General features: G+C 56.4%; 25 protein-coding genes. 18 read left to right on the top strand and 7 right to left on the bottom strand.

All coding sequences use genetic code 11. The annotated features are described in order from the left end of the window. The first annotated feature begins 53 nt into the window (after positions 1–53). From ACMGGE_RS21030 to ACMGGE_RS21050, 5 genes are all read left to right on the top strand, one after another. Positions 54–1,232, top strand: a complete 1,179-nt coding sequence (locus ACMGGE_RS21030) for an acetyl-CoA C-acetyltransferase (RefSeq protein ID WP_235404737.1) — start codon at positions 54–56, stop codon at positions 1,230–1,232. A 236-nt stretch (positions 1,233–1,468) separates the two neighbouring features. Next, entirely contained in the window at positions 1,469–2,305 is an 837-nt protein-coding gene (gene kduI / locus ACMGGE_RS21035) for a 5-dehydro-4-deoxy-D-glucuronate isomerase (protein ID WP_045909902.1), read from the top strand. 63 nt (positions 2,306–2,368) lie between these two features. Beyond that, positions 2,369–3,130 carry a 2-dehydro-3-deoxy-D-gluconate 5-dehydrogenase KduD gene (kduD, locus tag ACMGGE_RS21040; RefSeq protein WP_048224726.1) on the top strand — a complete coding sequence of 254 codons (762 nt, stop codon included), beginning with the start codon at positions 2,369–2,371 and terminating at the stop codon, positions 3,128–3,130. Between the two features lie 314 nt (positions 3,131–3,444). Next, positions 3,445–4,860 (top strand): sugar porter family MFS transporter, encoded by a 1,416-nt coding sequence (locus ACMGGE_RS21045; RefSeq protein ID WP_045909900.1) that lies wholly within the window; start codon positions 3,445–3,447, stop codon positions 4,858–4,860. Between the two features lie 133 nt (positions 4,861–4,993). Then, complete coding sequence (locus ACMGGE_RS21050) at positions 4,994–5,686, top strand: aspartate/glutamate racemase (RefSeq protein ID WP_420294198.1); 693 nt, start codon at positions 4,994–4,996, stop codon at positions 5,684–5,686. Positions 5,687–5,701: 15 nt separating this feature from the next. Here ACMGGE_RS21050 and ACMGGE_RS21055 read toward each other — a convergent pair whose 3' ends face one another. Beyond that, on the bottom strand, positions 5,702–6,094 hold the full coding sequence (locus ACMGGE_RS21055) for a winged helix-turn-helix transcriptional regulator (protein ID WP_074180413.1): 393 nt from the start codon (positions 6,092–6,094) through the stop codon (positions 5,702–5,704). A 190-nt stretch (positions 6,095–6,284) separates the two neighbouring features. Here ACMGGE_RS21055 and ACMGGE_RS21060 point away from each other — a divergent pair, with 190 nt between their 5' ends. Beyond that, the gene (locus ACMGGE_RS21060) at positions 6,285–6,833 is read left to right on the top strand and encodes a flavodoxin family protein (RefSeq protein ID WP_045909897.1); all 549 of its coding nucleotides are present in this window, start codon (positions 6,285–6,287) and stop codon (positions 6,831–6,833) included. A gap of 19 nt (positions 6,834–6,852) precedes the next feature. Here the strand turns inward: ACMGGE_RS21060 and ACMGGE_RS21065 are convergent, their stop codons facing one another. After that, positions 6,853–7,785, bottom strand: a complete 933-nt coding sequence (locus tag ACMGGE_RS21065) for a LysR family transcriptional regulator (RefSeq protein WP_420294115.1) — start codon at positions 7,783–7,785, stop codon at positions 6,853–6,855. A gap of 121 nt (positions 7,786–7,906) precedes the next feature. On the opposite strand from ACMGGE_RS21065, the gene lysA reads away from it, so the two are divergent. Then, a complete protein-coding gene (gene lysA, locus ACMGGE_RS21070; protein WP_420294116.1) occupies positions 7,907–9,169 on the top strand; it encodes a diaminopimelate decarboxylase in 1,263 nt (420 codons plus the stop codon). Here the strand turns inward: lysA and ACMGGE_RS21075 are convergent. Beyond that, complete coding sequence (locus ACMGGE_RS21075) at positions 9,139–10,176, bottom strand: LacI family DNA-binding transcriptional regulator (RefSeq protein WP_420294117.1); 1,038 nt, start codon at positions 10,174–10,176, stop codon at positions 9,139–9,141. The genes lysA and ACMGGE_RS21075 overlap by 31 nt on opposite strands. Positions 10,177–10,396: 220 nt before the next feature. Here ACMGGE_RS21075 and ACMGGE_RS21080 point away from each other — a divergent pair, with 220 nt between their 5' ends. Beyond that, on the top strand, positions 10,397–10,882 hold the full coding sequence (locus ACMGGE_RS21080; RefSeq protein ID WP_048224712.1) for a GNAT family N-acetyltransferase: 486 nt from the start codon (positions 10,397–10,399) through the stop codon (positions 10,880–10,882). On the opposite strand, the gene galR is transcribed toward ACMGGE_RS21080, so the two are convergent. Beyond that, positions 10,843–11,859: an HTH-type transcriptional regulator GalR gene (galR, locus tag ACMGGE_RS21085; RefSeq protein ID WP_021242019.1), complete on the bottom strand. Its 1,017-nt coding sequence runs from the start codon at positions 11,857–11,859 to the stop codon at positions 10,843–10,845. The two genes, ACMGGE_RS21080 and galR, sit on opposite strands and share 40 nt — an antisense overlap. 425 nt (positions 11,860–12,284) lie before the next feature. Between galR and aas the strand changes: the two genes are divergently transcribed. Beyond that, the gene (gene aas, locus ACMGGE_RS21090; RefSeq protein WP_045909892.1) at positions 12,285–14,444 is read left to right on the top strand and encodes a bifunctional acyl-ACP--phospholipid O-acyltransferase/long-chain-fatty-acid--ACP ligase; all 2,160 of its coding nucleotides are present in this window, start codon (positions 12,285–12,287) and stop codon (positions 14,442–14,444) included. Further along, entirely contained in the window at positions 14,437–15,630 is a 1,194-nt protein-coding gene (gene lplT / locus ACMGGE_RS21095) for a lysophospholipid transporter LplT (protein WP_111967511.1), read from the top strand. Before aas ends, lplT begins: the two co-directional genes overlap by 8 nt. Before the next feature lie 92 nt (positions 15,631–15,722). Here the strand turns inward: lplT and ACMGGE_RS21100 are convergent, their stop codons facing one another. From ACMGGE_RS21100 to mutH, 3 genes are all read right to left on the bottom strand, one after another. Continuing rightward, entirely contained in the window at positions 15,723–16,763 is a 1,041-nt protein-coding gene (locus ACMGGE_RS21100; protein WP_023309049.1) for an NADP(H)-dependent aldo-keto reductase, read from the bottom strand. 131 nt (positions 16,764–16,894) lie between these two features. Next, positions 16,895–17,113 carry a YgdI/YgdR family lipoprotein gene (locus ACMGGE_RS21105; RefSeq protein ID WP_008499668.1) on the bottom strand — a complete coding sequence of 73 codons (219 nt, stop codon included), beginning with the start codon at positions 17,111–17,113 and terminating at the stop codon, positions 16,895–16,897. Positions 17,114–17,241: 128 nt separating this feature from the next. Next, positions 17,242–17,934, bottom strand: coding sequence for a DNA mismatch repair endonuclease MutH (gene mutH, locus ACMGGE_RS21110; RefSeq protein WP_047747241.1), 693 nt, complete (start codon positions 17,932–17,934; stop codon positions 17,242–17,244). Positions 17,935–18,617: 683 nt separating this feature from the next. On the opposite strand from mutH, the gene rppH reads away from it, so the two are divergent. The 8 genes from rppH to ACMGGE_RS21150 all read left to right on the top strand — a co-directional run bounded on the left by rppH (position 18,618) and on the right by ACMGGE_RS21150 (position 25,195). Beyond that, positions 18,618–19,148: an RNA pyrophosphohydrolase gene (rppH, locus tag ACMGGE_RS21115; protein ID WP_013098553.1), complete on the top strand. Its 531-nt coding sequence runs from the start codon at positions 18,618–18,620 to the stop codon at positions 19,146–19,148. 12 nt (positions 19,149–19,160) lie between these two features. Then, positions 19,161–21,407, top strand: coding sequence for a phosphoenolpyruvate--protein phosphotransferase (gene ptsP / locus ACMGGE_RS21120; RefSeq protein ID WP_032643187.1), 2,247 nt, complete (start codon positions 19,161–19,163; stop codon positions 21,405–21,407). A 205-nt stretch (positions 21,408–21,612) separates the two neighbouring features. Then, positions 21,613–22,488 (top strand): prolipoprotein diacylglyceryl transferase, encoded by an 876-nt coding sequence (gene lgt, locus ACMGGE_RS21125; RefSeq protein WP_420294118.1) that lies wholly within the window; start codon positions 21,613–21,615, stop codon positions 22,486–22,488. 6 nt (positions 22,489–22,494) lie between these two features. Continuing rightward, entirely contained in the window at positions 22,495–23,289 is a 795-nt protein-coding gene (thyA, locus tag ACMGGE_RS21130; protein WP_014885081.1) for a thymidylate synthase, read from the top strand. A gap of 184 nt (positions 23,290–23,473) precedes the next feature. After that, complete coding sequence (locus tag ACMGGE_RS21135) at positions 23,474–23,935, top strand: prepilin peptidase-dependent protein (RefSeq protein ID WP_420294199.1); 462 nt, start codon at positions 23,474–23,476, stop codon at positions 23,933–23,935. Next, on the top strand, positions 23,929–24,489 hold the full coding sequence (locus tag ACMGGE_RS21140; protein ID WP_420294119.1) for a prepilin peptidase-dependent protein: 561 nt from the start codon (positions 23,929–23,931) through the stop codon (positions 24,487–24,489). Before ACMGGE_RS21135 ends, ACMGGE_RS21140 begins: the two co-directional genes overlap by 7 nt. Then, the gene (locus ACMGGE_RS21145; RefSeq protein ID WP_262779267.1) at positions 24,486–24,887 is read left to right on the top strand and encodes a DUF2509 family protein; all 402 of its coding nucleotides are present in this window, start codon (positions 24,486–24,488) and stop codon (positions 24,885–24,887) included. Before ACMGGE_RS21140 ends, ACMGGE_RS21145 begins: the two co-directional genes overlap by 4 nt. Further along, entirely contained in the window at positions 24,872–25,195 is a 324-nt protein-coding gene (locus tag ACMGGE_RS21150) for a prepilin-type N-terminal cleavage/methylation domain-containing protein (protein ID WP_420294120.1), read from the top strand. Before ACMGGE_RS21145 ends, ACMGGE_RS21150 begins: the two co-directional genes overlap by 16 nt. The last annotated feature ends 2 nt before the right edge of the window (positions 25,196–25,197 follow it).

The raw sequence follows: 25,197 nt of genomic DNA on the forward strand, positions 1-25,197 counted from the left end.
ATTGCCAGTAACAATCCTCTACTATCGTCATGTCATTTAACACAGAGGTCGTGATGAAAGATGTCGTAATAGTGGGTGCGTTGCGTACAGCTATCGGCTGTTTTCAGGGAGCGCTTGCGCGTCACTCGGCGGTTGACCTGGGGAGCGTGGTGGTGAAAGCGCTGGTGGAACGTAGCGGGATCGCAGCACATGAAGTTGACGAGGTGATTCTGGGACAGGTCCTCACGGCCGGTGCCGGGCAAAACCCTGCGCGTCAGGCGGCGCTGAAGGGCGGGCTGCCCAATACCGTCTCCGCTATCACCATTAACGACGTCTGTGGTTCAGGATTAAAAGCGCTGCATCTCGCGACGCAGGCCATTCAGTGTGGTGAGGCGGACGTGATCATTGCGGGCGGGCAGGAGAATATGAGCCGCGCGCCGCACGTGTTGACCGACAGCCGCACCGGCGCACAGCTGGGCAACAGTCAGCTGCTCGACAGCCTGGTGCATGACGGCCTGTGGGATGCCTTCAATGACTATCATATGGGCGTGACGGCGGAAAATCTGGCGCGCGAGTACGGTATCAGCCGTGAGGTGCAGGATGCCTATGCGCTGAGCTCGCAGCAAAAAGCGCGTGCGGCGATTGATTCCGGTCGTTTTCGCGACGAAATTGTCCCGGTCAGCGCGCTGCGTCAGAACGGCGAGGTGATGGTTGTGGATACCGATGAACAGCCGCGCACCGACGCCAGCGCTGAAGGGCTGGCCAGGCTGAATCCTGCTTTTGAAATGCAGGGCTCGGTGACGGCGGGAAACGCCTCTTCCATCAACGACGGCGCTGCCGCCGTCATGATGATGAGCGAAAGCAAAGCCCTCGAACTCGATCTTCCAGTGCTGGCCCGCATTAAGGCATTCGCCAGCGTGGGGGTTGATCCTGCGCTAATGGGGATCGCGCCGGTCTACGCCACCCGTCGCTGTCTGGAGCGTGCGGGGTGGCAGCTTTCTGATGTGGATCTGATCGAAGTGAACGAAGCCTATGCCGCACAGGCGATCTCCGTCGGAAAAATGCTGGAGTGGGATCCGCTGCGGGTTAACGTGAACGGTGGGGCGATCGCGCTGGGGCACCCGATCGGGGCGTCCGGCTGCCGCATCCTGGTTTCGCTGGTCCACGAAATGAAAAAGCGCAATGTCCGCAAGGGGATTGCCACGCTCTGTATCGGCGGCGGGCAAGGGGTGGCGCTGGCCATCGAACGCTAACCTTTTCCTCATTGAAAAGACCTCCTCCGGGAGGTTTTTTTGTGCCCTTTTTCTCCCGTCGGTTTAATTGTGATCCGAACATCATTTCCGTTATAAACAAAAATAAAAAATGAAACGTTGTTTTAAATGTAATTGAAAAGCTCACTTTATGCCGATAGTATGTGTTTATTATGAAAAACGGAACGCTGTTTCGTTTTACTTCCCGCCTTCGGGCATGACCACATCTGGAGGTTACCGTGGACGTCAGAGAAAGCATCCACAGCGCGCACGCCAAAACGCTGGATACTCAGGGGCTGCGCAAGGCATTTTTAGTCGAGCAGATATTCGAGGCCGACAGGTACACCATGGTTTACAGCCATATCGACCGCATTATTGTGGGTGGCATTATGCCCGTCACGAAAACCGTCTCCGTGGGCGGCGAGGTCGGTAAACAGCTGGGCGTGAATTATTTCCTCGAGCGTCGCGAGCTGGGGGTGATTAACATTGGCGGACCGGGCACCATCACCGTAGACGGACAGTGCTATGAGATTGGCCATCGCGAGGCACTGTACGTAGGTAAAGGGGCGAAAGACGTGGTCTTTGCCAGCATCGACGCCAGCAAGCCTGCGAAGTTTTACTACAACTGCGCGCCGGCTCACACCACCTGTCCAACCAAAAAAGTGACCACGGCAGACGTCGCGCCCGTGACGCTGGGCGACAACCTCACCAGCAACCGCCGCACCATCAATAAATACTTCGTGCCGGACGTGCTGGAGACCTGTCAGCTCAGCATGGGGTTGACCGAGCTTGCGCCAGGGAACCTGTGGAACACCATGCCGTGCCATACCCACGAGCGCCGCATGGAAGTCTACTTCTACTTCAACATGGATGAGGACGCCTGTGTGTTCCACATGATGGGACAGCCGCAGGAAACGCGCCATATCGTGATGCACAACGAGCAGGCGGTTATTTCGCCGAGCTGGTCTATTCACTCCGGCGTTGGGACAAAAGCCTACACCTTTATCTGGGGAATGGTGGGCGAAAACCAGGTCTTTGATGATATGGACCATGTTGCGGTCAGCGATCTGCGCTAGTCGCGGGCAGTGAAGCATAAACCTGCCTGTGAGTGACAGGCTCTGAAAGAGTAAGGAATAAACATGATTCTGGATGCATTCTCTCTGCAGGGGAAAGTGGCGGTGGTTTCCGGATGTGACACCGGGCTGGGTCAGGGGATGGCGTTAGGCCTGGCGGAAGCGGGCTGCGATATCGTCGGGATTAATATCGTTGAACCGACGGAAACCATCGAACGCGTGACGGCGCTGGGTCGCCGTTTCCTGAGCCTGACCGCCGACCTGCGTAAAATCGATGCCATTCCTGAACTGCTGGATCGCGCGGTGGCGGAATTCGGCCATATCGACATTCTGGTCAACAACGCCGGGCTGATTCGCCGTGAAGATGCGATCAACTTCAGCGAACGTGACTGGGATGACGTGATGGATTTGAACATCAAGAGCGTATTTTTCATGTCCCAGGCGGCGGCAAAGCACTTTATCGCCCAGGGGAACGGCGGCAAGATCGTGAATATTGCCTCCATGCTCTCGTTCCAGGGCGGTATCCGCGTGCCGTCTTACACCGCGTCTAAAAGCGCCGTGATGGGCGTGACCCGCCTGCTGGCAAACGAGTGGGCGAAGCATAATATTAATGTGAATGCCATTGCGCCGGGTTACATGGCGACCAACAACACCCAGCAGCTGCGTGCAGACGAGCAGCGCAGCGCGGAAATCCTCGACCGCATTCCGGCGGGGCGCTGGGGGCTTCCGCGCGATCTGATGGGGCCGGTGGTCTTTCTGGCCTCGTCGGCATCGGACTATATCAACGGCTACACCGTGGCGGTTGATGGCGGCTGGCTGGCACGTTAATTCCACCTGCATGACGAACCTCTGCCCTCGGGTGGAGGTTTTTTTTTGGCTAAAAATTGCCATTATCCATATGACATAAGATGAAAAATCCATACTGAAAATTCATAAATGATGCGTATCACAGTTTTATTGCTTAAATATTAGGTAATTAATAAAAAACGGTGCGATTTCAGCATTAGTTGAAATTGTAATGTCCATCACAGATCGTGATGCCATAGCGAAATAATCCATATCTTCACGAATTCCCGCCTGACACTTTTCTTCACTATCTCGTAATTTCATTTAACGAATTTTGCTGTTGAGGCAGGAAAAATATGACATCTATAAATGACTCTACCCTTATGCCCGCTGCGCTGCGCGATACCCGGCGCATGAATCAGTTTGTCTCCATTGCCGCTGCCGTGGCGGGCCTGTTATTTGGACTGGATATTGGCGTCATTGCCGGTGCATTACCGTTTATTACCGATCACTTTACCCTGAGCAGCCGCCTGCAGGAGTGGGTGGTGAGCAGCATGATGCTCGGCGCGGCCATCGGCGCGCTGTTTAACGGCTGGCTCTCGTTTCGCCTGGGACGCAAATACAGCCTGATGGCCGGGGCGATTCTGTTTGTCGCCGGCTCCATTGGCTCCGCGTTTGCCGCAAACGTTGAGGTTCTGCTGCTTTCCCGCGTGCTGCTGGGCGTGGCGGTGGGGATTGCCTCCTATACGGCACCGCTTTATCTCTCCGAAATGGCGAGTGAGAACGTGCGCGGGAAGATGATCAGCATGTATCAGCTGATGGTCACGCTGGGTATTGTGCTGGCGTTCCTGTCTGATACGTACTTCAGCTACAGCGGCAACTGGCGCGCAATGCTCGGTGTGCTGGCGCTGCCAGCGGTGGTGCTGATTGTCTTAGTGATCTTCCTGCCGAACAGCCCGCGTTGGCTGGCGCAAAAAGGGCGCCACGTGGAGGCAGAAGAGGTGCTGCGCATGCTGCGCGATACCTCCGAAAAAGCCCGCGAAGAACTGAACGAGATCCGCGAAAGCCTGAAGCTCAAGCAGGGGGGCTGGGCGCTGTTTAAAATCAACCGCAACGTGCGCCGGGCGGTCTTCCTCGGCATGCTGCTGCAGGCGATGCAGCAGTTCACCGGCATGAACATCATCATGTACTACGCGCCGCGCATATTCAAAATGGCCGGGTTCACCACCACGGAACAGCAGATGATCGCCACCCTGGTGGTCGGGCTGACCTTCATGTTCGCCACCTTTATTGCCGTATTCACCGTGGACAAGGCGGGCCGCAAACCGGCGCTGAAAATTGGCTTCAGCGTGATGGCGCTCGGCACGCTGATCCTCGGTTACTGCCTGATGCAGTTTGATAACGGCACGGCCTCCAGTGGACTTTCCTGGCTTTCTGTCGGGATGACCATGATGTGTATCGCAGGCTACGCGATGAGCGCCGCGCCCGTAGTGTGGATCCTGTGCTCCGAAATCCAGCCGCTTAAATGCCGTGACTTTGGCATCACCTGCTCCACGACCACCAACTGGGTGTCGAACATGATCATCGGCGCGACGTTCCTGACGCTGCTGGACGCGATTGGTGCAGCGGGAACGTTCTGGCTCTATACGGTGCTGAACGTGGCGTTTATTGGCATCACGTTCTGGCTGATCCCGGAGACTAAAGGCGTGACGCTGGAACACATCGAGCGCAAGCTGATGGCCGGGGAGAAGCTGCGAAACATCGGCGTGTGATCGTATTGCCTGTCTACGTATTCCAGCGTATGCAGGCGATAACCGATATTGGTTTAACAAGGCGCTGAACAGAGCGCCTTTTTTTATTGGCATCGGTTATGTTAAAAGAAGAAATCAACGAAAAGGAGGGATGATGAAAACGATCGGCCTGTTAGGTGGAATGAGCTGGGAATCGACAATCCCTTATTATCGCCTGATTAACGAAGGGGTGAAGCAGCGTCTGGGTGGTCTGCACTCCGCAAGCCTGCTCCTGCACAGCGTGGATTTCCATGAAATCGAAGCCTGCCAGTCGAGCGGCGAGTGGGATAAAGCCGGGGAGATCCTGGCCCAGGCGGCGCTCGGGCTTGAGCGGGGCGGCGCCGAGGGGATAGTGCTGTGTACCAATACCATGCACAAGGTGGCGTCGCATATTGAGAACCGCTGCTCGCTGCCGTTCCTGCATATCGCTGACGCGACCGGGCGCGCAATTGCGGCATCCGGGATGCGCCGCGTAGCGCTGCTGGGCACACGCTACACCATGGAGCAGGATTTCTACCGCGGGCGCTTGCGCAGCGAGTTTGGGATCGAAAGTCTGATCCCGGAAGAAGAAGACCGGGCGCGCATCAATCAGATTATCTTTGACGAGCTCTGCCTTGGCACCTTCAGCGAAAGCTCTCGCGCCTTCTACGTCAGCGTCATCGAAAAACTTGCGCAGCAGGGGGCCGAAGGGGTGATCTTTGGCTGCACGGAGATCGGTTTGCTGGTACCCGTTGAGCGAAGCCCTCTTCCGGTATTTGATACCACCGCTATCCATGCTGCGGATGCCGTGGCGTTTATGCTGTCCTGAGCATCCGGTTCTGGTTTACGTGTTGGCGGCGTCATAAGCGGATTGCGCCGCCACAATAGCATCAATATTATTTTCCACCCAGTGCGCCAGCACCGTCACCGTTTCAGTTAACGTCTGGCCAAGCGGTGTCAGGCTGTACTCGACTGTGACAGGTACCGTGGCGAATATCTTTCGCGATACCAGCCCATCTCGTTCCAGCTTGCGTAAAGACTGGGTCAGCACCTTTTTGGTGATTCGCTGAATATCGCGTTGAAGATGATTAAAGCGCATCGGTCCATTCTCAAGGCGCGCAAGGATTAACAGTGCCCACTTATCGGCGATACGCGTCAGCACGCCGCGTGTCGGGCAGCGCTCATCGAACACGTTGTAAGGAGGCATCTCCTTTTTCAATACTGCTGTAGGGGTCATGGTGGTTCCCTCGAGGTAACCAGGTGAGATAAAAGTGCCTTCTTACGCCCGTGAATATTTGCGTGTATAAAACGACGTAAGGTTTCTATTTGATACCAGGGAACCGAAAATGGCAACGGGCTCGCAGAGCAATTTTAAAATCGTCTTAATCGTTTGACTCACAAGGCAATATTGCATCAGGAGATAAATCATGAGCGTTGTAGTTATCTATTATTCTGGCTACGGTCATACTAAACGCGTTGCAGAAACAGTCGCCGAGGGCGCGCAGGCTGAGCTGATCGCCATTGACAGCAATGGCGATATTCAGGAAAGCGACTGGCAAAAACTCAACGATGCTAAAGCGATTATTTTTGGCGCGCCAACCTACATGGGAAGCGTACCGTGGCAGTTTAAGAAATTCGCTGATGCGACCTCTAAAGCCTGGTTCGTGCGTAGCTGGCAGGACAAAGTGTTCGCGGGCTTCAGCAACAGCGCCAGCCTGAACGGTGATAAGCAGGTGTCGTTACAATACCTGCAAACGCTGGCCTCTCAACACGGTGGGATTTGGGTGAGTCTGGGGCTACCGCCGTCAAATACGCTTGCCGCTACCCGTCAGGACATTAATAATCTGGGCGGTTCTGTTGGTTTACTGGTGCAGTCTCCTTCAGATGCTGATGCTGGCGCCATTGCCAGCGGCGATCTGCAAACCGCGGTGAAATTCGGCGAGCGTGTAGCGGCTATTGCGAAACGTTTTAACTGAGTGTTCAGGCGCCCGCTGTTTAGTGGGGCGTCTGATTCAACATCTTATTCAGCCGGTCGGTCAACATACTTAGCCCTCCTTGCAGATGCTCACTGAACGCCTCCACCAGCGCCGACGCCGGGCGATGCAATGGGCGGATTAGGCTCACGGTAAAAGGAACCGAGACGCTAAACCGACGCACAACAATTCCACTTTCCGCATAGTCCAGCGCCGTAAGCGGATTCACCACCGCGACGCCGACGCCTGCGCGCACCATCGCACAAATCGAGGCCGCGCTGTGCGTTTCTACCACCATTCGCCGTTTTACCTGATGCTCGGCAAACAGGGTATCCAGCAGCTGTCGATAACTGTCGGTCTGCGACAGGCTAATGTAGTTTTCCCCATGGAAATCTTCCGGCGTGAGCACCGCCTTACCGGCAAGCCGATGTCCGGCGGGCAGAACGCACACTTCATCTAATAAGAGCAATTCCGTGCGCGTCGTGCCCGCTGGGGAGGAGAGGGTCTCGGTTATCCCTAAATCATGACGCTGAGCCGAAAGCCACTCTTCAAGCAGGGGAGACTCCTGCGGCACGATGGTGAGGCTGACCTCCGGATAGCGGGCCAGAAAGGGCTGGAGCAACATCGGCAAAAAGGATTGGGAGAAGACGGGCAGGCAGACAATCGACAGCTCGCCCTGGCGAAACTCGCGCAGGCTTTCCGCGGCACTCACTATTCTGTCCAGCCCGTACCATGAGCGCTGGACTTCCTCAAACAGACGTAACCCCTGTACCGTCGGGTGAAGCCTGCCCCGGGTGCGTTCGAACAGCTTCAGCCCCAGCACTTTCTCGAAGCGGGCCAGCTCGCGGCTTACCGTCGGTTGCGAGGTATGCAACATCTGTGCGGCTTCGGTGAGATTGCCGGTGGTCATCACGGCGTGGAAAATCTCGATATGGCGTAAATTGACGGCGGGCATAGGGCACCTGAAAGCAGAGAACTATCCATATCATTTTTGCATAGACTCGCGATAAAACGATATTTTTTATTCTCTTTGCGCTGTGGCGTAATCATCAAAACGCATTTATCCGGAGAAGACCATGCCACGCCCGCTGAACCAGACTGATACAGATTTGAACGCCGACAACCTGCTGCGCCTGCCTGCCGAGTTTGGCTGCCCGGTGTGGGTCTACGACGCGCAGATCGTCCGCGAGAAGATCGCCGCCCTGCATCAGTTCGACGTGGTGCGTTTTGCCCAGAAGGCCTGCTCCAATATTCATATTCTGCGCCTGATGCGCGAGCAGGGCGTGAAGGTGGACTCCGTGTCACTCGGCGAAATCGAGCGCGCGCTGGCGGCCGGATACGATCCGAAAGCCGACAGCGACGCGATCGTCTTTACCGCCGATGTGATCGACGATGCGACGCTTGAGCGCGTTCACGAGCTGCAGATCCCGGTGAATGCCGGTTCTGTGGATATGCTGGAACAGCTGGGTCAGGTTTCTCCCGGCCATCGCGTCTGGCTGCGCGTGAACCCGGGCTTTGGTCATGGCCACAGCCAAAAAACCAATACCGGCGGCGAAAACAGCAAGCACGGGATCTGGTATGCCGATATGCCTGCCGCGCTGGAGGTGTTACAGCGCTACAGCCTGAAGCTGGTGGGCATTCATATGCACATTGGCTCAGGGGTGGATTACGGCCACCTGGGGCAGGTGTGCGGCGCGATGGTGCGTCAGGTTGTCGACTTCGGTCAGGATCTGGAGGCGATCTCTGCGGGCGGCGGTCTCTCCATTCCTTATCGCGAAGGGGAAGAGGCGATCGATACCGATCACTATTACGGTCTGTGGAGCGCCGCGCGCGATCAAATCGCCGCGCATCTTGGCCACGCGGTAAAACTGGAAATTGAGCCGGGCCGTTTCCTGGTGGCGGAAGCCGGTGTGCTGGTTTCGCAGGTGCGCAGCGTGAAGGAGATGGGGTCTCGCCACTTCGTACTGATTGACGCGGGCTTTAACGACCTGATGCGTCCGTCCATGTACGGCAGCTATCACCACATTACCGCCCTGGCTGCTGACGGCCGCGATTTAACGCAGGCGCCGCGCGTTGAGACGGTCGTTGCGGGGCCGCTGTGCGAATCGGGTGACGTGTTTACCCAGCAGGAGGGCGGTAAAGTAGAAACCCGCGCGCTGCCAGAGGTCAAGCCGGGTGATTACCTTGTGCTGCACGACACCGGCGCGTACGGGGCGTCTATGTCCTCTAACTACAATAGCCGCCCGCTGCTGCCGGAAGTGCTGTTTGATAACGGCAAGGCGCGGCTGATCCGCCGTCGCCAGACCATTCAGGAACTGCTGGCTTTAGAACTCATCTGAGTAAAGTAGGGCCCGGTGGTGACCGAATCGCGTAATACCAGCGTGCCGGTAAACGGCGGGATGGCATCGACCGGCTGGTTTCTTGCCAGCCGGATCGCCTGAACGATGGCGGTGACAATCATATTGTCGATGGGCAGATAAACCGATGAGAGCGCAGGCTCCAGCCATTTCGCGCTAGGGGCATCGTCAAAGCCGAACAGTGAAATATCCTGCGGTATTTTAAGCCCCGCCTGGTGCAACGCTTTGGACGCGCCCAGCGCCATGTCGTCGTTACAGGCAAACAGGGCGCTAAACGATACACCGTCGGCAATCAATTCCTTGCAAAGCTCATATCCCCCGGTCATTCCCGCATCGCCGTACTTAATCCGACGCTCGTCCAGACGGATGCCGTGCTTTTCCAGCGCCTTGCGATAGCCCATCAGCCTCGCTTTCCCGGTTGGGGTATGGATAGGGACGGTGATACAGGCGATCTCCCGATGCCCCTGTTCGATCAGATAATCCACAGCCTTAAATGCGGCATCCTGCTGTTCGAAGAACACGCAGCGATCCGGCGCCTGGCTCACTTCACGGTTAATGACCACCAGCGGTGTTTTTACGGTGTTCATCAGTTTGATGATCGCTTTTTCGCTCATATAGCGCGTATAAAGCACGATGGCATCGCACTGGCGATCGGCCAGCATCTGCACCGCCTGTTCTTCCTGTTCCGGCGCGTCGTGACCGTCGGTGACGATCAGCTGTTTCCCGTGGGTTTCAGTCTGCCGCGACGCCTGCTGGAGAAGGCGGCCAAAGTAAAAGCCGTCGAAGGTCGAGACGACCAGACCAATGCTGTTGCTGGTCTGGTTAGCCAGCGAGCGTGCGAGAAAGTTCGGCCGATAGCCCAGCTCTTCCATCGCAGCAAACACCTGCTGACGCGTACTCTCTTTAACCTGACCCGTGCCGTTCAGCACGCGCGATACCGTGGCCTTCGACACGCCCGCGCGCAGTGAGACATCCAGCATTGTTGCCATTCTACATTCCTGCTTCCACGTAATGATCTGCAGTTTAACACAGAGCTTACGCCGTATAAGCGATGCGGGAAGCGCAAAAATTCCGCCACGATCACGCTTTTTGGTAACGATTCGTCAGGCCTGCCTGAAGTCAAACTAAATAGTCTGGCTCTGGTAAAATAATCGCCAATCGAGCTGGAGACGTCAGGCCAGCCCATTAATGAGAATACGCAGGTGAAACGTGAAAAAGACAGTTATCCTCCCGCTCTACGATGCACCGCAGTATGCTGAGCAGGTTACCGACTGGATCTGGCAGGCCTTTGGCGAAGGGCTTCCCCGGGAATTTTTCCACAGTATTGTTGAGCACAGCCAGACGCCGGGGGCATTACCGCTGACGTTTATTGCCGTTGAGGACGAAAAGCTTCTTGGTACGGTGGGGCTCTGGCGCTGCGATTTGATCACCCGACAGGATCTCTGTCCGTGGCTGGCGGCGCTGTACGTTGACGACGCGGCGCGAGGCAAGGGGCTGGCGGGAGAACTTCAGCGGCATGTTATCGCTTACGCCGCGCAGTCCGGGTATGAGGAACTCCATCTCTGGTCTGCCTGCCGCGACTTCTACGAACGTTACGGCTGGCAGTATATCGGTGATGGGCTGGAATACCCCAACACGCGGGTTCACCTCTACCGTTATTCGCTCTGCGCTTCTGCAGGCGACGCAACGGAGTGACGACGGACCAGCGTCGGGCTAAACAGATGCGTTATTTCCGGCGGCTGACGCTGTTCAGCCAGCGCGAGTGCCAGCTCGGCGGCCTGCGTTGCCATGGTGATGATAGGGTAGCGCACGGTAGTCAGCCGCGGGCGAACGTAGCGGGAGACCAGCACGTCGTCGAAGCCAATCAGCGAAATTTCGGCCGGTACCTCAATCCCGTTGTCATTCAACACCCCCATCGCCCCTGCGGCCATGGAGTCGTTATAGCTGGCAACCGCCGTGAAATTCCTTCCGCGACCCAGCAGCTCGGTCATGGCCTGTTCTCCGCCGCTCTCATCCGGTTCGCCGTAGGCCACCAGACGGTCATTACACGGCAGCCCGTTTTCACGCAGGGCGTCGTAGTAGCCCTGCAGGCGATCCTCCGCATCGGAAATCGGGTGATTGGAACAGAGATAACCAATTCGGGTATGGCCCTGCTGAATCAGGTGCCGCGTGGCAAGCCAGGCGCCGTAGCGGTCGTCGAGGGCCACACAGCGTTTCTCAAAACCGGGAATGATACGGTTGATAATCACCATGCCCGGCATCTGCTTCATCAGATGAATCAGTTCGGCATCCGGGATCATTTTGGCGTGAACCACCAGCGCCGCACAGCGGTGGCGGATCAGCTGTTCAATGGCCTGGCGTTCCTTTTGTTCGTTATGATAGCCATTGCCGATCAGCAAAAAATTGCCTGTCTGATAAGAAACCTGTTCAACCGCTTTCACCATGGCGCCGAAAAAGGGATCGGAAACATCCCCCACCACCAGCCCGATGGTTTCTGTCGACTGCTGGGCGAGCGCGCGGGCATTGGCATTGGGATGATAATTCAGGGATTCCATGGCGCTTTGTACCGCCTGACGTGATGCGTCACTGGCTTTTGGTGAATCATTAATTACGCGCGAGACGGTTGCCACCGACACGCCTGCCAGACGGGCCACATCCTTTATTGTCGCCATTCATTACCTTCTTATTGGGGGTAAGCGTTTACACACCAAATAGTGTTGCGGAAAAGCGGCGTGCATTCAAGGGGAGTGGATTTTCGCGCTCCACAAACGTGACGCAGCACACCCCTGGCGGTGTAATCGTTACACGCCCAGTCATGTCTGAAGAATGTGAATCTGAACCTTTAGTTACACTTTGCCTCAGGCTGTTGCGATTGTCCGATAGCAAGGGTGTTAAAGAGGTTGATACAGTTGAGATCCCAGAGGTATTGATTGGTGAGAATTCTTAGTACGGTTTCGTACTCATCTCTTGCACCAACCTGCGCGGATGCGCAGGTTTTTTTTCGCCTCCACTTTTGCTGTCGCTCCCTTACCACTTCTCGTGTAATCTGCCACCATTTACTATCGACCCTCCACACTGGCTGGCAAAGGGAGTTGAGATGCTATTTGGGTTCTTCCGTACGCTTTTCCGTATTCTGTTTCGCATCCGCATCACCGGCGATGCCCGGGCGCTTCGCGGCGAACGCGTTCTCATCACACCAAACCATGTTTCCTTTATAGACGGCATTCTGCTGGCGCTGTTTTTGCCCGTGCGCCCGGTGTTTGCGGTGTATACCTCCATCAGCCAGCAGTGGTACATGCGCTGGCTCACGCCGTTGATTGATTTTGTCCCGCTCGACCCGACAAAACCGATGATGATTAAACATCTGGTACGCCTGGTCGAGCAGGGGCGCCCGGTGGTCATTTTCCCGGAAGGGCGTATCTCCGTGACCGGTTCGCTGATGAAAATCTACGACGGCGCGGGGTTTGTCGCGGCGAAGTCAAAAGCGACCGTGGTGCCGCTGCGTATTGAAGGCGCGGAGCTGACCCATTTCAGCCGTCTCAAGGGGCTGGTGAAGCAGCGTCTGTTCCCCAAAATCACGCTGCATATCCTGCCGCCAACGTCGTTACCGATGCCCGACGCGCCGCGTGCCCGCGATCGCCGTAAAATCGCCGGGGAAATGCTGCATCAGATTATGATGGAAGCGCGTATGGCCGTGCGCCCGCGCGAAACGCTGTACGAATCCCTGCTTTCCGCGCAGTACCGCTATGGCGCGAAGAAAAACTGCATCGAAGACATCAACTTTACCCCGGATACCTATCGCAAACTGCTGACCAAGACCCTGTTTGTGGGCCGTATTCTGGAGAAGTACAGCAAAAAGGGCGAAAAGATTGGCCTGATGCTGCCTAACGCGGGCATCAGCGCGGCGGTCATTTTCGGCGCGGTTTCCCGGGGCCGGATCCCGGCGATGATGAACTACACGGCGGGCGTGAAGGGGCTGACCAGCGCCATTACTGCCGCTCAGATTAATACCGTCTTTACCTCCCGTCAGTTTCTGGACAAAGGCAAACTCTGGCACCTTCCCGAGCAGCTCACCCAGGTGCGCTGGGTCTTCCTGGAGGATCTGAAAGCGGACGTGACCACCGGCGACAAGCTGTGGATATTTGCGCATCTGCTGGTGCCGCGTCTGGCGCAAGTCAAACAGCAGCCGGAAGATGACGCCATTATCCTCTTCACGTCAGGCTCAGAGGGCAACCCGAAAGGCGTCGTCCACAGCCACAAGAGCATTCTGGCGAACGTTGAGCAGATTAAAAGCATCGCCGACTTTACCGCGAACGACCGCTTTATGTCGGCGCTGCCGCTGTTCCACTCCTTTGGCCTGACGGTGGGGCTGTTCACGCCGCTCCTGACCGGCGCAGAAGTGTTCCTCTACCCGAGCCCGCTGCATTACCGCATTGTGCCGGAGCTGGTGTATGACCGTAACTGTACCGTTCTGTTCGGGACCTCAACCTTCCTGGGGAACTATGCGCGCTTCGCCAATCCGTATGATTTTTATCGTGTGCGGTATGTGGTGGCTGGCGCGGAAAAACTGCAGGAGAGCACGCGCCAGATATGGCAGGACAAGTTTGGCCTGCGCATTCTCGAAGGCTATGGCGTTACCGAGTGTGCGCCCGTGGTCTCGATTAACGTGCCGATGGCGGCGAAACCGGGTACGGTTGGCCGAATTCTGCCGGGGATGGACGCGCGTCTGCTGGCGGTGCCGGGCATTGAGGACGGTGGCCGCCTGCAGCTGAAAGGGCCAAACGTGATGAACGGGTATCTGCGCGTGGAAAATCCGGGCGTGCTGGAAGCGCCGACGGCGGAAAACGTCAACGGCGAGGTTGAAACCGGCTGGTACGACACCGGGGATATCGTCCGTTTCGATGAACAGGGCTTTGTACAGATTCAGGGACGCGCGAAACGCTTCGCCAAAATTGCCGGCGAAATGGTCTCTCTGGAAATGGTGGAGCAACTGGCGACGGCCGTGTCCGCCGAGAAGATGCACGCCACGGTGGTGAAGAGCGATGCCAGCAAAGGCGAGGCGCTGGTGCTGTTTACGACCGACGGTGAGCTTAAGCGCGACAGGTTACTGAGCTATGCGCGTGAACACGGTATTCCTGAACTGGCCGTGCCGCGCGATATTCGCTACCTGAAACAGCTCCCGGTACTGGGCAGCGGGAAGCCAGATTTCGTGACCCTGAAAGGCATGGTTGAAGAGGCGGAACAGCAAAATGCGTGAGTCAGTACACACTAACACTTCACTCAGGTCGAAAGGCATGATGGCCGTCATTGCCGCGCAGTTTCTCTCTGCGTTCGGCGATAACGCGCTGCTGTTTGCCACGCTGGCGCTGCTGAAAGCCGAGTTTTACCCCGACTGGAGTCAGCCGATCCTGCAGATGGTGTTTGTGGGCGCTTACATTATTTTTGCTCCATTTGTGGGGCAGGTGGCGGACAGTTTCCCGAAAGGCCGGGTGATGATGTTTGCCAACGGCCTCAAGCTGCTGGGTGCCGCCAGCATTTGCTTTGGCTTCAATCCGTTTATTGGCTACACGCTGGTGGGCATTGGCGCCGCCGCCTACTCCCCGGCGAAGTACGGCATTCTCGGCGAGCTGACCACCGGGGATAAGCTGGTGAAAGCCAATGGTCTGATGGAGTCATCTACTATTGCCGCTATCCTGATTGGCTCCGTTGCGGGCGGCGTGCTGGCCGACTGGCATGTGCTGGCGGCACTGGGCGTGTGTGCGGTGGTGTATGGCGGGGCGGTCGTGGCGAACCTGTTTATTCCGAAGCTGCCTGCGGCTCGCCCGGGTCAATCCTGGCGATTTAAACCGATGACCGGCAGTTTCTTTACCGCCTGCCGCGTGCTGTGGCGTAACGGTGAAACGCGTTTCTCCCTGATGGGGACCAGCATGTTCTGGGGCGCGGGCGTCACGCTGCGCTTCCTGCTGGTTCTGTGGGTGCCGGTGGCGCTGGGCATTACTGACAATGCGACGCCAACCTATCTTAATGCGATGGTGGCCATCGGCATTGTGGTTGGGGCGGGCGCGGCGGCGAAGCTGGTCACGCTGGAGACGGTCGCACGCTGTATGCCCGCCGGGATCCTGATTGGCGTCGTGGTGCTTATCTTCTCGCTGCAGCATGCATTATTGCCCGCGTATGCCCTCCTCATCCTGATTGGTATTCTGGGGGGCTTCTTCGTGGTGCCGCTGAACGCGTTACTGCAGGAGCGGGGCAAGCAGACCGTCGGGGCAGGCAATGCCATTGCGGTACAAAACCTGGGTGAAAACCTGGCAATGCTGTTAATGCTGGGGCTCTACTCGCTGGCGGTAAAAGTGGGTGTGCCGGTGGTGGGGATTGGCGTCGGGTTTGGCGGGCTGTTTGCGATTGCGATTGCGGGTTTGTGGATGTGGCAACGTCGCCGTTGATATCTGGCCGGGTGGCGGCTTCGCCTTACCCGGCCTGGGTTTGAGCACCTGTAGGCCCGGTAAGCGTAGCGCCACCGGGCAAAAGCGTCAGGCTATGGTGCAGGATAAGTATAAACCTGATGCACTGCTTCAATCTCCGCTAACACCTCTTCACTCAGGTTCAGGTGGAAACTCTCAATATTGGTTTTCAGCTGTTCCATCGTGGTTGCGCCCAGCAGGGTACTGGCAACAAACGGCTGACGACGCACGAAGGCCAGCGCCATCTGCGCAGGGTCAAGACCGTGACGCTTCGCGATATCCACATAAGCGGCAACGGCTTTCTGCGTCTGCTCGCCGCTGTAGCGGGTAAAGCGGCTAAAGAGGGTGTTACGCGCCCCGGCCGGTTTCGCGCCGTTCAGGTATTTCCCCGTCAGGGTGCCGAAGCCGAGACAGGAGTAAGCAAGCAGTTCCACTTCTTCATACTGCGTCACTTCGGCCAGACCCACTTCATAGCTGCGGTTAAGCAGGCTGTACGGGTTCTGAATAGTCACGATACGCGGCAGATCGTGCTTATCCGCCAGGTGCAGATAGCGCATGACCCCAAAGGCCGTTTCGTTAGACACGCCAATGTAGCGGATTTTTCCCGCACGCTGGCATTCGGTCAGCGCTTCCAGTGTTTCCAGCAGCGTCACCGCGGGGGCGCTCTCATTCCAGCTGTACCCGAGCTTGCCAAAGCAGTTGGTTGGCCGCTGCGGCCAGTGTACCTGGTACAGGTCGAGATAGTCGGTTTGCAGGCGCTTGAGGCTGGCGTCCAGCGCGGCGCGGATATTTTTGCGATCGAGGATCTGGTTCGGGCGGATCCCGGTATCGTTGTTGCGCGCGGGGCCGCTGACTTTGGAGGCAATCACCAGCTTTTCACGGTTGCCGCGTTTTGCCAGCCAGTTACCGACATAGGTTTCGGTAAGTCCCTGCGTCTCAGGACGTGGCGGAACAGGGTACATCTCTGCGACATCAATCAGGTTAATGCCCTGGCTGACGGCATAATCGAGTTGTGCATGGGCATCGGCTTCGCTGTTTTGTTCACCAAATGTCATCGTGCCCAACCCCAGTTGGCTAATTTCCAGTGCGCTGTGGGGGATACGGTGATAATGCATAGCCGGCTTCCTCAGTAGACATATAAACCGCGTCAGGGCGTACCCGACAAAGGAATATAAACATGGCAGAGGGGAAGCAAAAGGGGAAGAAAAAAATCAAAAAGGCCAGCAAGCGACTGACCTCTCTCTGATTATCGCTCGATAATTTGCGATACTTCGTCGCGATTGATCTGCATTTTATTGCCTTCCTGGTCGCGGTAGCTGACCAGACCGGTATCATCGTCGACTTCGGGTTTACCGTCGGTCAGGATCATTCGACCATCTTTTGTCGCCATGACGTAATCGCTGCTACAGCCCGATACGGCAAACGCTAAACCGACTGCTGACACTAATACTGCCCATTTTTTCATCGTTATCGTCCTCATCTGGCTTGTATCAAATCATAATCTAGTATTAACCCGATATGGCGACTTGAGGAAGCGGTAAAATCTTAAAAAGCAGTCGATTATGTTTGAGAGCTCTCAAAATAAGTAAAAAACTATGTTTTCAACAGGAAATGACGTGCGAGTAGTGCGCCGGTGAAATTCTTTTTGAGATAAAAACCGCGCGGCAACGTCAGTATCGGCTCACCCTGCGCGCCGATTGCCTCGGTAAGGGCTTTACTGTTGGCTGCTTTTGGGCGCAGCTGTAATACCTCTCCGTGTCGGGCGGTGATGCGCTCAACCTGCCCAAGAACAATCATGTCCATCAGCTCCTCCCAGTCCAGACGCAACTGATGCTCCTCATCCTCGTCCGGGCTCCAGAGCAGCGGCGCGCCGACGCGACGGTCGGCCAGGGGAATCTGACGTTCACCCTCAACCGGTACCCACAATACGCGCTTCAGCTTGTGACGAACGTGGCTGGTTTCCCACGTTACGCCGGTATTGCCGGTTAATGGCGCAACGCAGACAAAGGTGGTCTCAAGCGGCTTGCCCTGGCGGTCTACAGGAATGGTTTTTAGCTCCACGCCAAGGGCTGCAAAATCTTGTTCAGGTTTGCTCCCTGCGCTGGCACCCAGCCACAGCTCCAGCAGCATGCCGATCCAGCCTTTATCCCGTTTCAGATCCTTCGGGATCGGCAGCCCGGCCATTGCTGCCAGCTCGCCAAGCGAAAAACCGGCCAGACGCTGTGCCTGCAGTAGCAACTGGCTCTCGCTGGACGGTGGTGAGCCCAAGGGTGTAAGCGGATGCATGACGGTAACCTTTTGATTAAAAAATAAACGAAGAATTTGTCCCCTGTGGATAGAGTTTAACTTTTTCTGTACCAATATGACATCTCTATGATTTATAGGTTTTTTTATCGGTCTGAAATCGTTTTGCCTGGGTGGAAAAAGCGGTTGTTCAAATCTGGTCACTGACAATGAACAGGATCTTACACCATGTTATCCACAGAAAAATGGGATAACTGGGCATAACCCTGACTACTGTTTCCATTTACAGCCTTGACGTGCGATGAAAATCGAATTTTCACACAAATTGTGACTAACTTATTGGCACAATCTGTGGATAAAACCGACGCTGTTCGATCTTTCATCAGCACGACGATCCCTGGTGTGACGATCGTCACGCTATTCAGTTTTTTGTTTACGTAAACGCATCTAACTCTATGAATATAATCATTTTAATGAATGCGAGCAAAAGAGGGTGTGCGGCGGTCGTTGAGGTTGTTCATCGGTAATCAGACACTTCTTCACAACTATATCCACAGAAAAGGTGAATAAAATTCCCTTCGCTGTCGCCCATCTGTTTATAACTCAGTACTTATTTGTGAGTTATTCAATTGTTATTAGGTTGCAGGCCTGTAAGAGAGTGGTTTACCGCCTCCCTGTAGTGTGAAACAATCATTCATATATAAGGTTTAGTTTGGGGTAGTCCGGTGATTGATGACGATGGCTACCGCCCGAACGTAGGAATAGTAATTTGTAATCGTCAGGGCCAGGTGATGTGGGCCCGTCGATATGGTCAACACTCCTGGCAGTTCCCGCAAGGCGGGATCAATCCGGGAGAGTCCCCAGAACAAGCGATGTACCGGGAGCTTTTTGAAGAGGTCGGTTTGAGCCGAAAAGATGTTCGCATCCTGGCTTCGACCCGCAACTGGTTGCGTTACAAGTTACCGAAACGTTTGGTGCGTTGGGACACAAAGCCGGTTTGTATCGGCCAGAAACAGAAGTGGTTTCTGTTGCAGTTGGTGGGCAACGATTCAGACATCAATATGCAAACCAGCAGTACGCCGGAGTTTGATGGCTGGCGCTGGGTGAGCTATTGGTATCCTGTTCGTCAGGTCGTGTCATTTAAGCGCGATGTTTACCGTAGGGTGATGAAAGAGTTTGCAAGTGTGGTGATGCAGCTTCAGGAGATCCCGCCTAAGCCGCAGAGCGCACCTGCCTGGCGACGTAAAAGAGGTTAAGCTACGCAAATCATGCTCACCCGCTTGCGAGAAATAGTCGAGAAGGTGGCCAGCGCGCCGCGTCTGAACGAGGCGTTGAATATTCTGGTCACCGACATCTGTCTTGCGATGGAGACCGAGGTCTGTTCGGTGTATCTGGCCGACCACGATCGGCGCTGCTATTACCTGATGGCGACCCGTGGTTTGAAAAAACCACGTGGACGCACCGTTACGCTCGCATTTGATGAAGGTATCGTGGGTCTGGTTGGGCGACTGGCTGAACCCATTAACCTTGCTGACGCGCAAAAACACCCCAGCTTTAAATACATCCCCTCCGTAAAAGAAGAGCGCTTCCGCGCTTTCCTTGGCGTGCCGATTATCCAGCGTCGCCAGCTGCTCGGCGTGCTGGTTGTCCAGCAGCGTGAGCTACGTCAGTACGACGAAAGCGAGGAGTCTTTCCTCGTCACGCTGGCCACGCAGATGGCGGCGATCCTCTCTCAGTCTCAGCTTGCCGCGCTCTTTGGTCAGTATCGCCATACGCGCATTCGTGCCCTTCCGGCATCGCCAGGTGTGGCGATCGCTGAAGGCTGGATGGACGCCACGCTGCCGTTAATGGAGCAGGTTTACGAAGCCTCAACGCTTGATGAAGCGCTTGAGCGCGAGCGTCTCACCGCCGCGCTGGAAGAGGCGGCGAATGAATTTCGTCGTTACAGCAAGCGTTTTGCCGCAGGCGCGCAAAAAGAGACGGCGGCCATATTCGACCTCTATTCGCACCTGCTCTCCGATGCGCGCCTGCGCCGTGAGCTTTTTGCGGAAGTGGATAAAGGCTCGGTCGCAGAGTGGGCGGTTAAGAAGGTCATCGAAAAATTTGCCGACCAGTTTGCGGCGCTGACCGACGGTTACCTGAAAGAGCGGGCAGGGGATCTGCGCGCTCTAGGGCAGCGCCTGCTGTTCCATCTTGATGACACCATTCAGGGCCCGAATGCCTGGCCAAAACGGTTTGTTCTGGTCGCCGACGAACTCTCGGCAACGACGCTGGCTGAATTGCCGCAGGACAGGCTGGCCGGTGTGGTGGTGCGCGATGGTGCCGCCAACTCACACGCCGCTATTATGGTGCGCGCGCTGGGCATCCCTACCGTTATGGGGGCGGACATTCAGCCGTCGGTGCTGCACCGACGTACGCTGGTGGTCGACGGCTATCGCGGTGAGCTGCTGGTCGATCCTGAGCCGGTTCTGCTCCAGGAATACCAGCGTCTTATCAGCGAAGAGAATGAATTAAGCAAGCTGGCGGAAGATGACGTTAACCTGCCCGCCCAGCTTAAGAGCGGTGAGCGGATCAAAGTCATGCTCAATGCCGGTTTAAGCCCCGAGCACGAAGAGAAGTTGGGCAGCCGCATCGACGGCATTGGCCTGTACCGAACAGAAATCCCGTTCATGCTGCAGAGCGGTTTCCCCTCTGAAGAGGAGCAGGTGGCGCAGTATCAGGGTATGCTGCAGATGTTTAACGACAAACCTGTCACCCTGCGAACCCTGGACGTCGGGGCGGATAAACAGCTGCCCTATATGCCGATCAGCGAAGAAAACCCGTGCCTGGGCTGGCGTGGGATCCGCATTACGCTCGATCAGCCGGAGATCTTCCTGATCCAGGTGCGCGCGATGCTGCGCGCCAACGCGGCGACGGGCAATCTCAGCATCTTACTGCCGATGGTCACCAGCATTGATGAGATCGACGAGTCCCGGCGACTGATCGAACGTGCTGGCCGTGAAGTGGAAGAGATGATCGGCTATGCGATCCCGAAACCGCGGATTGGGGTCATGCTTGAAGTGCCTTCGATGGTCTTTATGCTGCCGCAGCTGGCAAACCGCGTTGATTTTATCTCTGTCGGCACCAACGACCTGACGCAATATATTCTGGCCGTCGACCGTAACAATACCCGCGTCGCCAGTATCTACGATAGCCTGCATCCGGCGATTATTCGCGCCTTAGCGATGATTGCCCGAGAAGCGGAGCAGTACGGCATTGATTTACGCCTGTGCGGTGAAATGGCCGGGGATTCCATGTGCGTTGCGATCCTGATTGGTCTGGGATACCGCCATCTGTCGATGAACGGTCGCGCTGTTGCTCGCGTGAAATACCTGTTGCGGCATATCGACATCGATGATGCCCGCGAGCTGGCAGAACGCAGCCTTGAGGCGCAGCTGGCAGCGGAGGTCCGTCATCAGGTCGCGGCGTTTATGGAACGACGCGGTATGGGCGGTCTGATCCGCGGCGGGCGGTAATCGCCTTTCGCCCTCTCCCTGTGGGAGAGGCGCGAGGTGAGGGCACCAGCGCGCGTAAAACCCTATACACATCTTTTACATCTCTGGCGCATCCTCCGCGCCCGCCTTATGCTATGATTCGCAACTTTGGAGCCTCTGCTTACGGCAGAATCGCATTTCTACCGCTGTCCACTTTCAGCGGAATAACAACATCTTGTGGTGACAGATGAACAGTGGTTATCTGCATTTTCCGGAGTTTGATCCGGTCATTTTCTCAGTAGGACCTGTTTCGCTTCACTGGTACGGTCTGATGTACCTGGTGGGCTTCATTTTTGCCATGTGGCTCGCGAGTCGTCGCGCCAGCCGTCCTGGCAGCGGCTGGACTAAAAACGAAGTTGAAAACCTGCTGTATGCGGGCTTCCTCGGCGTGTTCCTCGGTGGCCGTATTGGGTACGTATTGTTCTATAACTTCCCGGTATTCCTGAACGATCCGCTCTATCTGTTCCGCGTCTGGGACGGCGGCATGTCCTTCCACGGCGGCCTGATTGGGGTGATCCTGGTGATGGTGATTTTTGCCAAACGCACCAAACGCAACTTCTTCCAGGTGTCCGATTTTATCGCGCCGCTGATCCCGTTTGGTCTCGGGGCGGGCCGTCTGGGCAACTTCATCAACGGTGAGCTGTGGGGCCGCGTCGACCCGAGCGTTTCCTTTACCATGCTGTTCCCAGGCTCGCGCGCGGAAGACATGGCGCTGCTGCCGTCGCATCCTGAGTGGCAGTCCATTTTCGATACCTACGGCGTGCTGCCGCGCCATATGTCTCAGCTGTACGAGCTGGCGCTGGAAGGCGTGGTGCTGTTTATCATCCTCAACCTGTTTATCCGCAAACCGCGCCCGATGGGGGCTGTCTCCGGCCTGTTCCTGATTGGCTACGGTGCATTCCGCATCATCGTCGAATTCTTCCGCCAGCCGGACGCACAGTTTACCGGCGAGTGGGTACAGTACATCAGCATGGGGCAGATCCTCTCCATTCCGATGATTGTCGCGGGTGCCATTATGATGATTTGGGCGTATCGTCGTCGTCCACAGCAACAGATTTCCTGAGGAACCATGAAACAGTATCTTGAACTGATGAAAAAAGTGCTCGATGAGGGCACGCCGAAAAACGACCGCACCGGCACCGGTACGCTCTCCATTTTTGGCCACCAGATGCGCTTCAATCTGCAGGAAGGCTTCCCGCTGGTGACGACAAAGCGCTGCCATCTGCGCTCGATCATTCATGAACTGCTCTGGTTCCTGCAAGGCGATACCAACGTTGCGTATCTGCACGAAAATAACGTCTCGATCTGGGACGAATGGGCAGATGAAAACGGCAATCTGGGCCCGGTATACGGCAAGCAGTGGCGCGCATGGCCCACGCCTGATGGCCGCCATATTGACCAGATCACCACCGTGATGAACCAGCTGAAAAACGATCCGGACTCGCGCCGCATCATCGTTTCCGCCTGGAACGTCGGCGAGCTGGATAAAATGGCGCTGGCACCGTGCCACGCGTTCTTCCAGTTCTATGTGGCGGATGGAAAGCTCTCCTGCCAGCTCTATCAGCGCTCCTGTGACGTGTTCCTCGGCCTGCCGTTTAACATTGCCAGCTATGCGCTGTTAGTTCACATGATGGCGCAGCAGTGCGACCTGGAAGTGGGCGATTTCGTCTGGACCGGTGGGGATACCCATCTCTACAGCAACCATATGGAACAGACGCATCTCCAGCTGACCCGCGAACCGCGTGCGCTGCCGAAGCTAATTATCAAACGCAAACCGGCATCAATCTTCGACTATCGCTTTGATGATTTCGAGATTGAGGGCTACGACCCGCACCCGGGCATCAAAGCGCCCGTCGCGATCTGATGCGATAAAGCCTGACACAACCGGTGCTGTTTAGCGCCGGTTTTTTTTCGCCTTTCTCCCGTTTCCCGAAGCGCTCTCCAGAAAGCCTACAACGCGCTGCAACTCTCCCACTTCTCCGGATGACGTCTCGTAAAACGAGGATCCGATGCTCGTCATGTCCACGGCGCTTCGCCACACTCCCGGTATGAAAAAAGAGAACGGTTTTACGCTTATCGAAACGCTGGTCGCCGTTTCGCTTGTCGTCATCCTTAGCGCCTCGGGCCTGTACGGCTGGGACAGCTGGCAACGGCAGCAGCGGTTGTGGCAAACCGCCAGCCAGGTGCGAGATTACCTGCTGTTTCTGCGCAACCATGCCAACCGCCACAACCGCGACCATCAAATTACCCGTCAGCGGACGGGGGACCGGGACTGTCTGGCGAGCTCTGCCGTGCAAGGTTGTGAGAAGGACAGTCCCTTTGTGCTGATTCCACTCTGGCCTGAGGTCACGATCGGTGAGGTCACGCCGTCCCTCGGGTTCTATGGATTACGGGATACGGCATGGGCGGGGCGAATACGCGTTCAAAGCCGTGCTGGAGAATGGCTGATTATGGTCTCAAATGGAGGACGCATCAGGATGTGTCAGGTCTCTGAGGGAGGTACATGTTGAAGAGGCAGCGCGGTTTCTCAATGACAGAAGTGCTGATTGCCACGGCGATGAGCAGCCTTTTGCTGATAAGCGCATCGCGTTTTTTACCCGGGCTAGAGCGGGCCGTATTACTGCAATCCGGCCAGCGAGAGCTGGAAGAAGAGGTCTGGCAACACCTGTTCGCCCTCGGCAAGCAGCTTCAGCGTGCGGGGTACTGCGCGGGAAATTGCCAGGGACAGGCGCTGGCGATCGGCAGGCAGGGGAGCTGCATCATTGTGCGGTGGGATGCCAACAGTAACGGTCGCTGGGATAGCAGCGCATCAGAAAATGACAGCACCGGTTTTCGTCTGGAATCGGGGGCGCTGGAAACCCTGCGTGGCGCGGCGTCGTGTGAAGGAAAAGGGTGGGAAAAGCTCACGGACCCGGACAGGCTTGCGATCGCACATTTTGTCGTGAGGAAAGTGGAACATGCCGGTTTTGCGCCAGAGGTAAATATCGAACTGGCCGCGAGACGTAAAGGCGATAAAGGAGAACCCTGGCAGGCGTTGTATTCGGTCACGGGGTATAACCTGTGAGCCGTCAACGCGGGATGTCTTCGCTGGCGCTGGTTCTGCTTTTACTGGTGCTCGGTACCCTGATCCTGACGGGGCTAAACCAGCAGGTCACAACGTTCAGTGCGCTCGTTGGCGGTGAGAGCCGCTCGCTTCAGCAGCAGGCGACGGTACAGTCCGCGCTTGAGTGGGGACGTGTTCAGCGCTGGGCACCAGAGCTACAAATCCAGTGCAAAACGACATCGACATGGCGAGTGTGTTTGCGTCAACTGAGTGAGGCGCGTGTACTACTGATAGCCAGCGGCAACGACCTGCTGCTCTGGCGTGCAGGAGAGATCGTCGACGGGAACGTGCGCTTTTCGCCTCACGGCTGGAGCGATTTTTGTCCCCTTAAGGAGAGCGCGTTATGTCAGCTGCCGTGAGCAGAGAAAAAGGGTTTAGCATGGTTGAGGTCCTGCTGGCGATGATGCTGCTGGTGGTGGTCGTGACCGCACTGTCGGGGTATCAGCGGGCGCTGGCGGCGCGGTTCACCGCATTTAATCAGTATCGTCAGCTCTGGCACCATGCCTGGAACCAGTCTCAGCTCTCAACAAATGTTCTTCCTGCAGGCTGGCAGGCCCGTCGGGGGCAGACAACGCTCGCAGGATGTGTCAGCATCACGGTTACACTTATTTCTCCTCTGGGGCGGCGCGGTGAGTTAACGCGTCTGCATTGCCCGGTTAGCCAGTAGTC

This window comes from Enterobacter sp. BNK-22, from assembly GCF_048684805.1.
Taxonomy (GTDB): Bacteria; Pseudomonadota; Gammaproteobacteria; order Enterobacterales; family Enterobacteriaceae; genus Enterobacter; species Enterobacter quasiroggenkampii.

Bases quoted from the DNA above. Each gene is read 5' to 3' on its own strand.
- ACMGGE_RS21030 (WP_235404737.1), top strand. From the start codon at position 54: ATGAAAGATGTCGTAATAGTGGGTGCGTTGCGTACAGCTATCGGCTGT.
- kduD (WP_048224726.1), top strand. From the start codon at position 2,369: ATGATTCTGGATGCATTCTCTCTGCAGGGGAAAGTGGCGGTGGTTTCC.
- ACMGGE_RS21045 (WP_045909900.1), top strand. From the start codon at position 3,445: ATGACATCTATAAATGACTCTACCCTTATGCCCGCTGCGCTGCGCGAT.
- ACMGGE_RS21050 (WP_420294198.1), top strand. From the start codon at position 4,994: ATGAAAACGATCGGCCTGTTAGGTGGAATGAGCTGGGAATCGACAATC.
- ACMGGE_RS21055 (WP_074180413.1), bottom strand. From the start codon at position 6,094: ATGACCCCTACAGCAGTATTGAAAAAGGAGATGCCTCCTTACAACGTG.
- ACMGGE_RS21060 (WP_045909897.1), top strand. From the start codon at position 6,285: ATGAGCGTTGTAGTTATCTATTATTCTGGCTACGGTCATACTAAACGC.
- ACMGGE_RS21065 (WP_420294115.1), bottom strand. From the start codon at position 7,785: ATGCCCGCCGTCAATTTACGCCATATCGAGATTTTCCACGCCGTGATG.
- lysA (WP_420294116.1), top strand. From the start codon at position 7,907: ATGCCACGCCCGCTGAACCAGACTGATACAGATTTGAACGCCGACAAC.
- ACMGGE_RS21075 (WP_420294117.1), bottom strand. From the start codon at position 10,176: ATGGCAACAATGCTGGATGTCTCACTGCGCGCGGGCGTGTCGAAGGCC.
- galR (WP_021242019.1), bottom strand. From the start codon at position 11,859: ATGGCGACAATAAAGGATGTGGCCCGTCTGGCAGGCGTGTCGGTGGCA.
- aas (WP_045909892.1), top strand. From the start codon at position 12,285: ATGCTATTTGGGTTCTTCCGTACGCTTTTCCGTATTCTGTTTCGCATC.
- lplT (WP_111967511.1), top strand. From the start codon at position 14,437: ATGCGTGAGTCAGTACACACTAACACTTCACTCAGGTCGAAAGGCATG.
- ACMGGE_RS21100 (WP_023309049.1), bottom strand. From the start codon at position 16,763: ATGCATTATCACCGTATCCCCCACAGCGCACTGGAAATTAGCCAACTG.
- ACMGGE_RS21105 (WP_008499668.1), bottom strand. From the start codon at position 17,113: ATGAAAAAATGGGCAGTATTAGTGTCAGCAGTCGGTTTAGCGTTTGCC.
- mutH (WP_047747241.1), bottom strand. From the start codon at position 17,934: ATGCATCCGCTTACACCCTTGGGCTCACCACCGTCCAGCGAGAGCCAG.
- ptsP (WP_032643187.1), top strand. From the start codon at position 19,161: ATGCTCACCCGCTTGCGAGAAATAGTCGAGAAGGTGGCCAGCGCGCCG.
- lgt (WP_420294118.1), top strand. From the start codon at position 21,613: ATGAACAGTGGTTATCTGCATTTTCCGGAGTTTGATCCGGTCATTTTC.
- thyA (WP_014885081.1), top strand. From the start codon at position 22,495: ATGAAACAGTATCTTGAACTGATGAAAAAAGTGCTCGATGAGGGCACG.
- ACMGGE_RS21135 (WP_420294199.1), top strand. From the start codon at position 23,474: ATGAAAAAAGAGAACGGTTTTACGCTTATCGAAACGCTGGTCGCCGTT.
- ACMGGE_RS21140 (WP_420294119.1), top strand. From the start codon at position 23,929: ATGTTGAAGAGGCAGCGCGGTTTCTCAATGACAGAAGTGCTGATTGCC.
- ACMGGE_RS21150 (WP_420294120.1), top strand. From the start codon at position 24,872: ATGTCAGCTGCCGTGAGCAGAGAAAAAGGGTTTAGCATGGTTGAGGTC.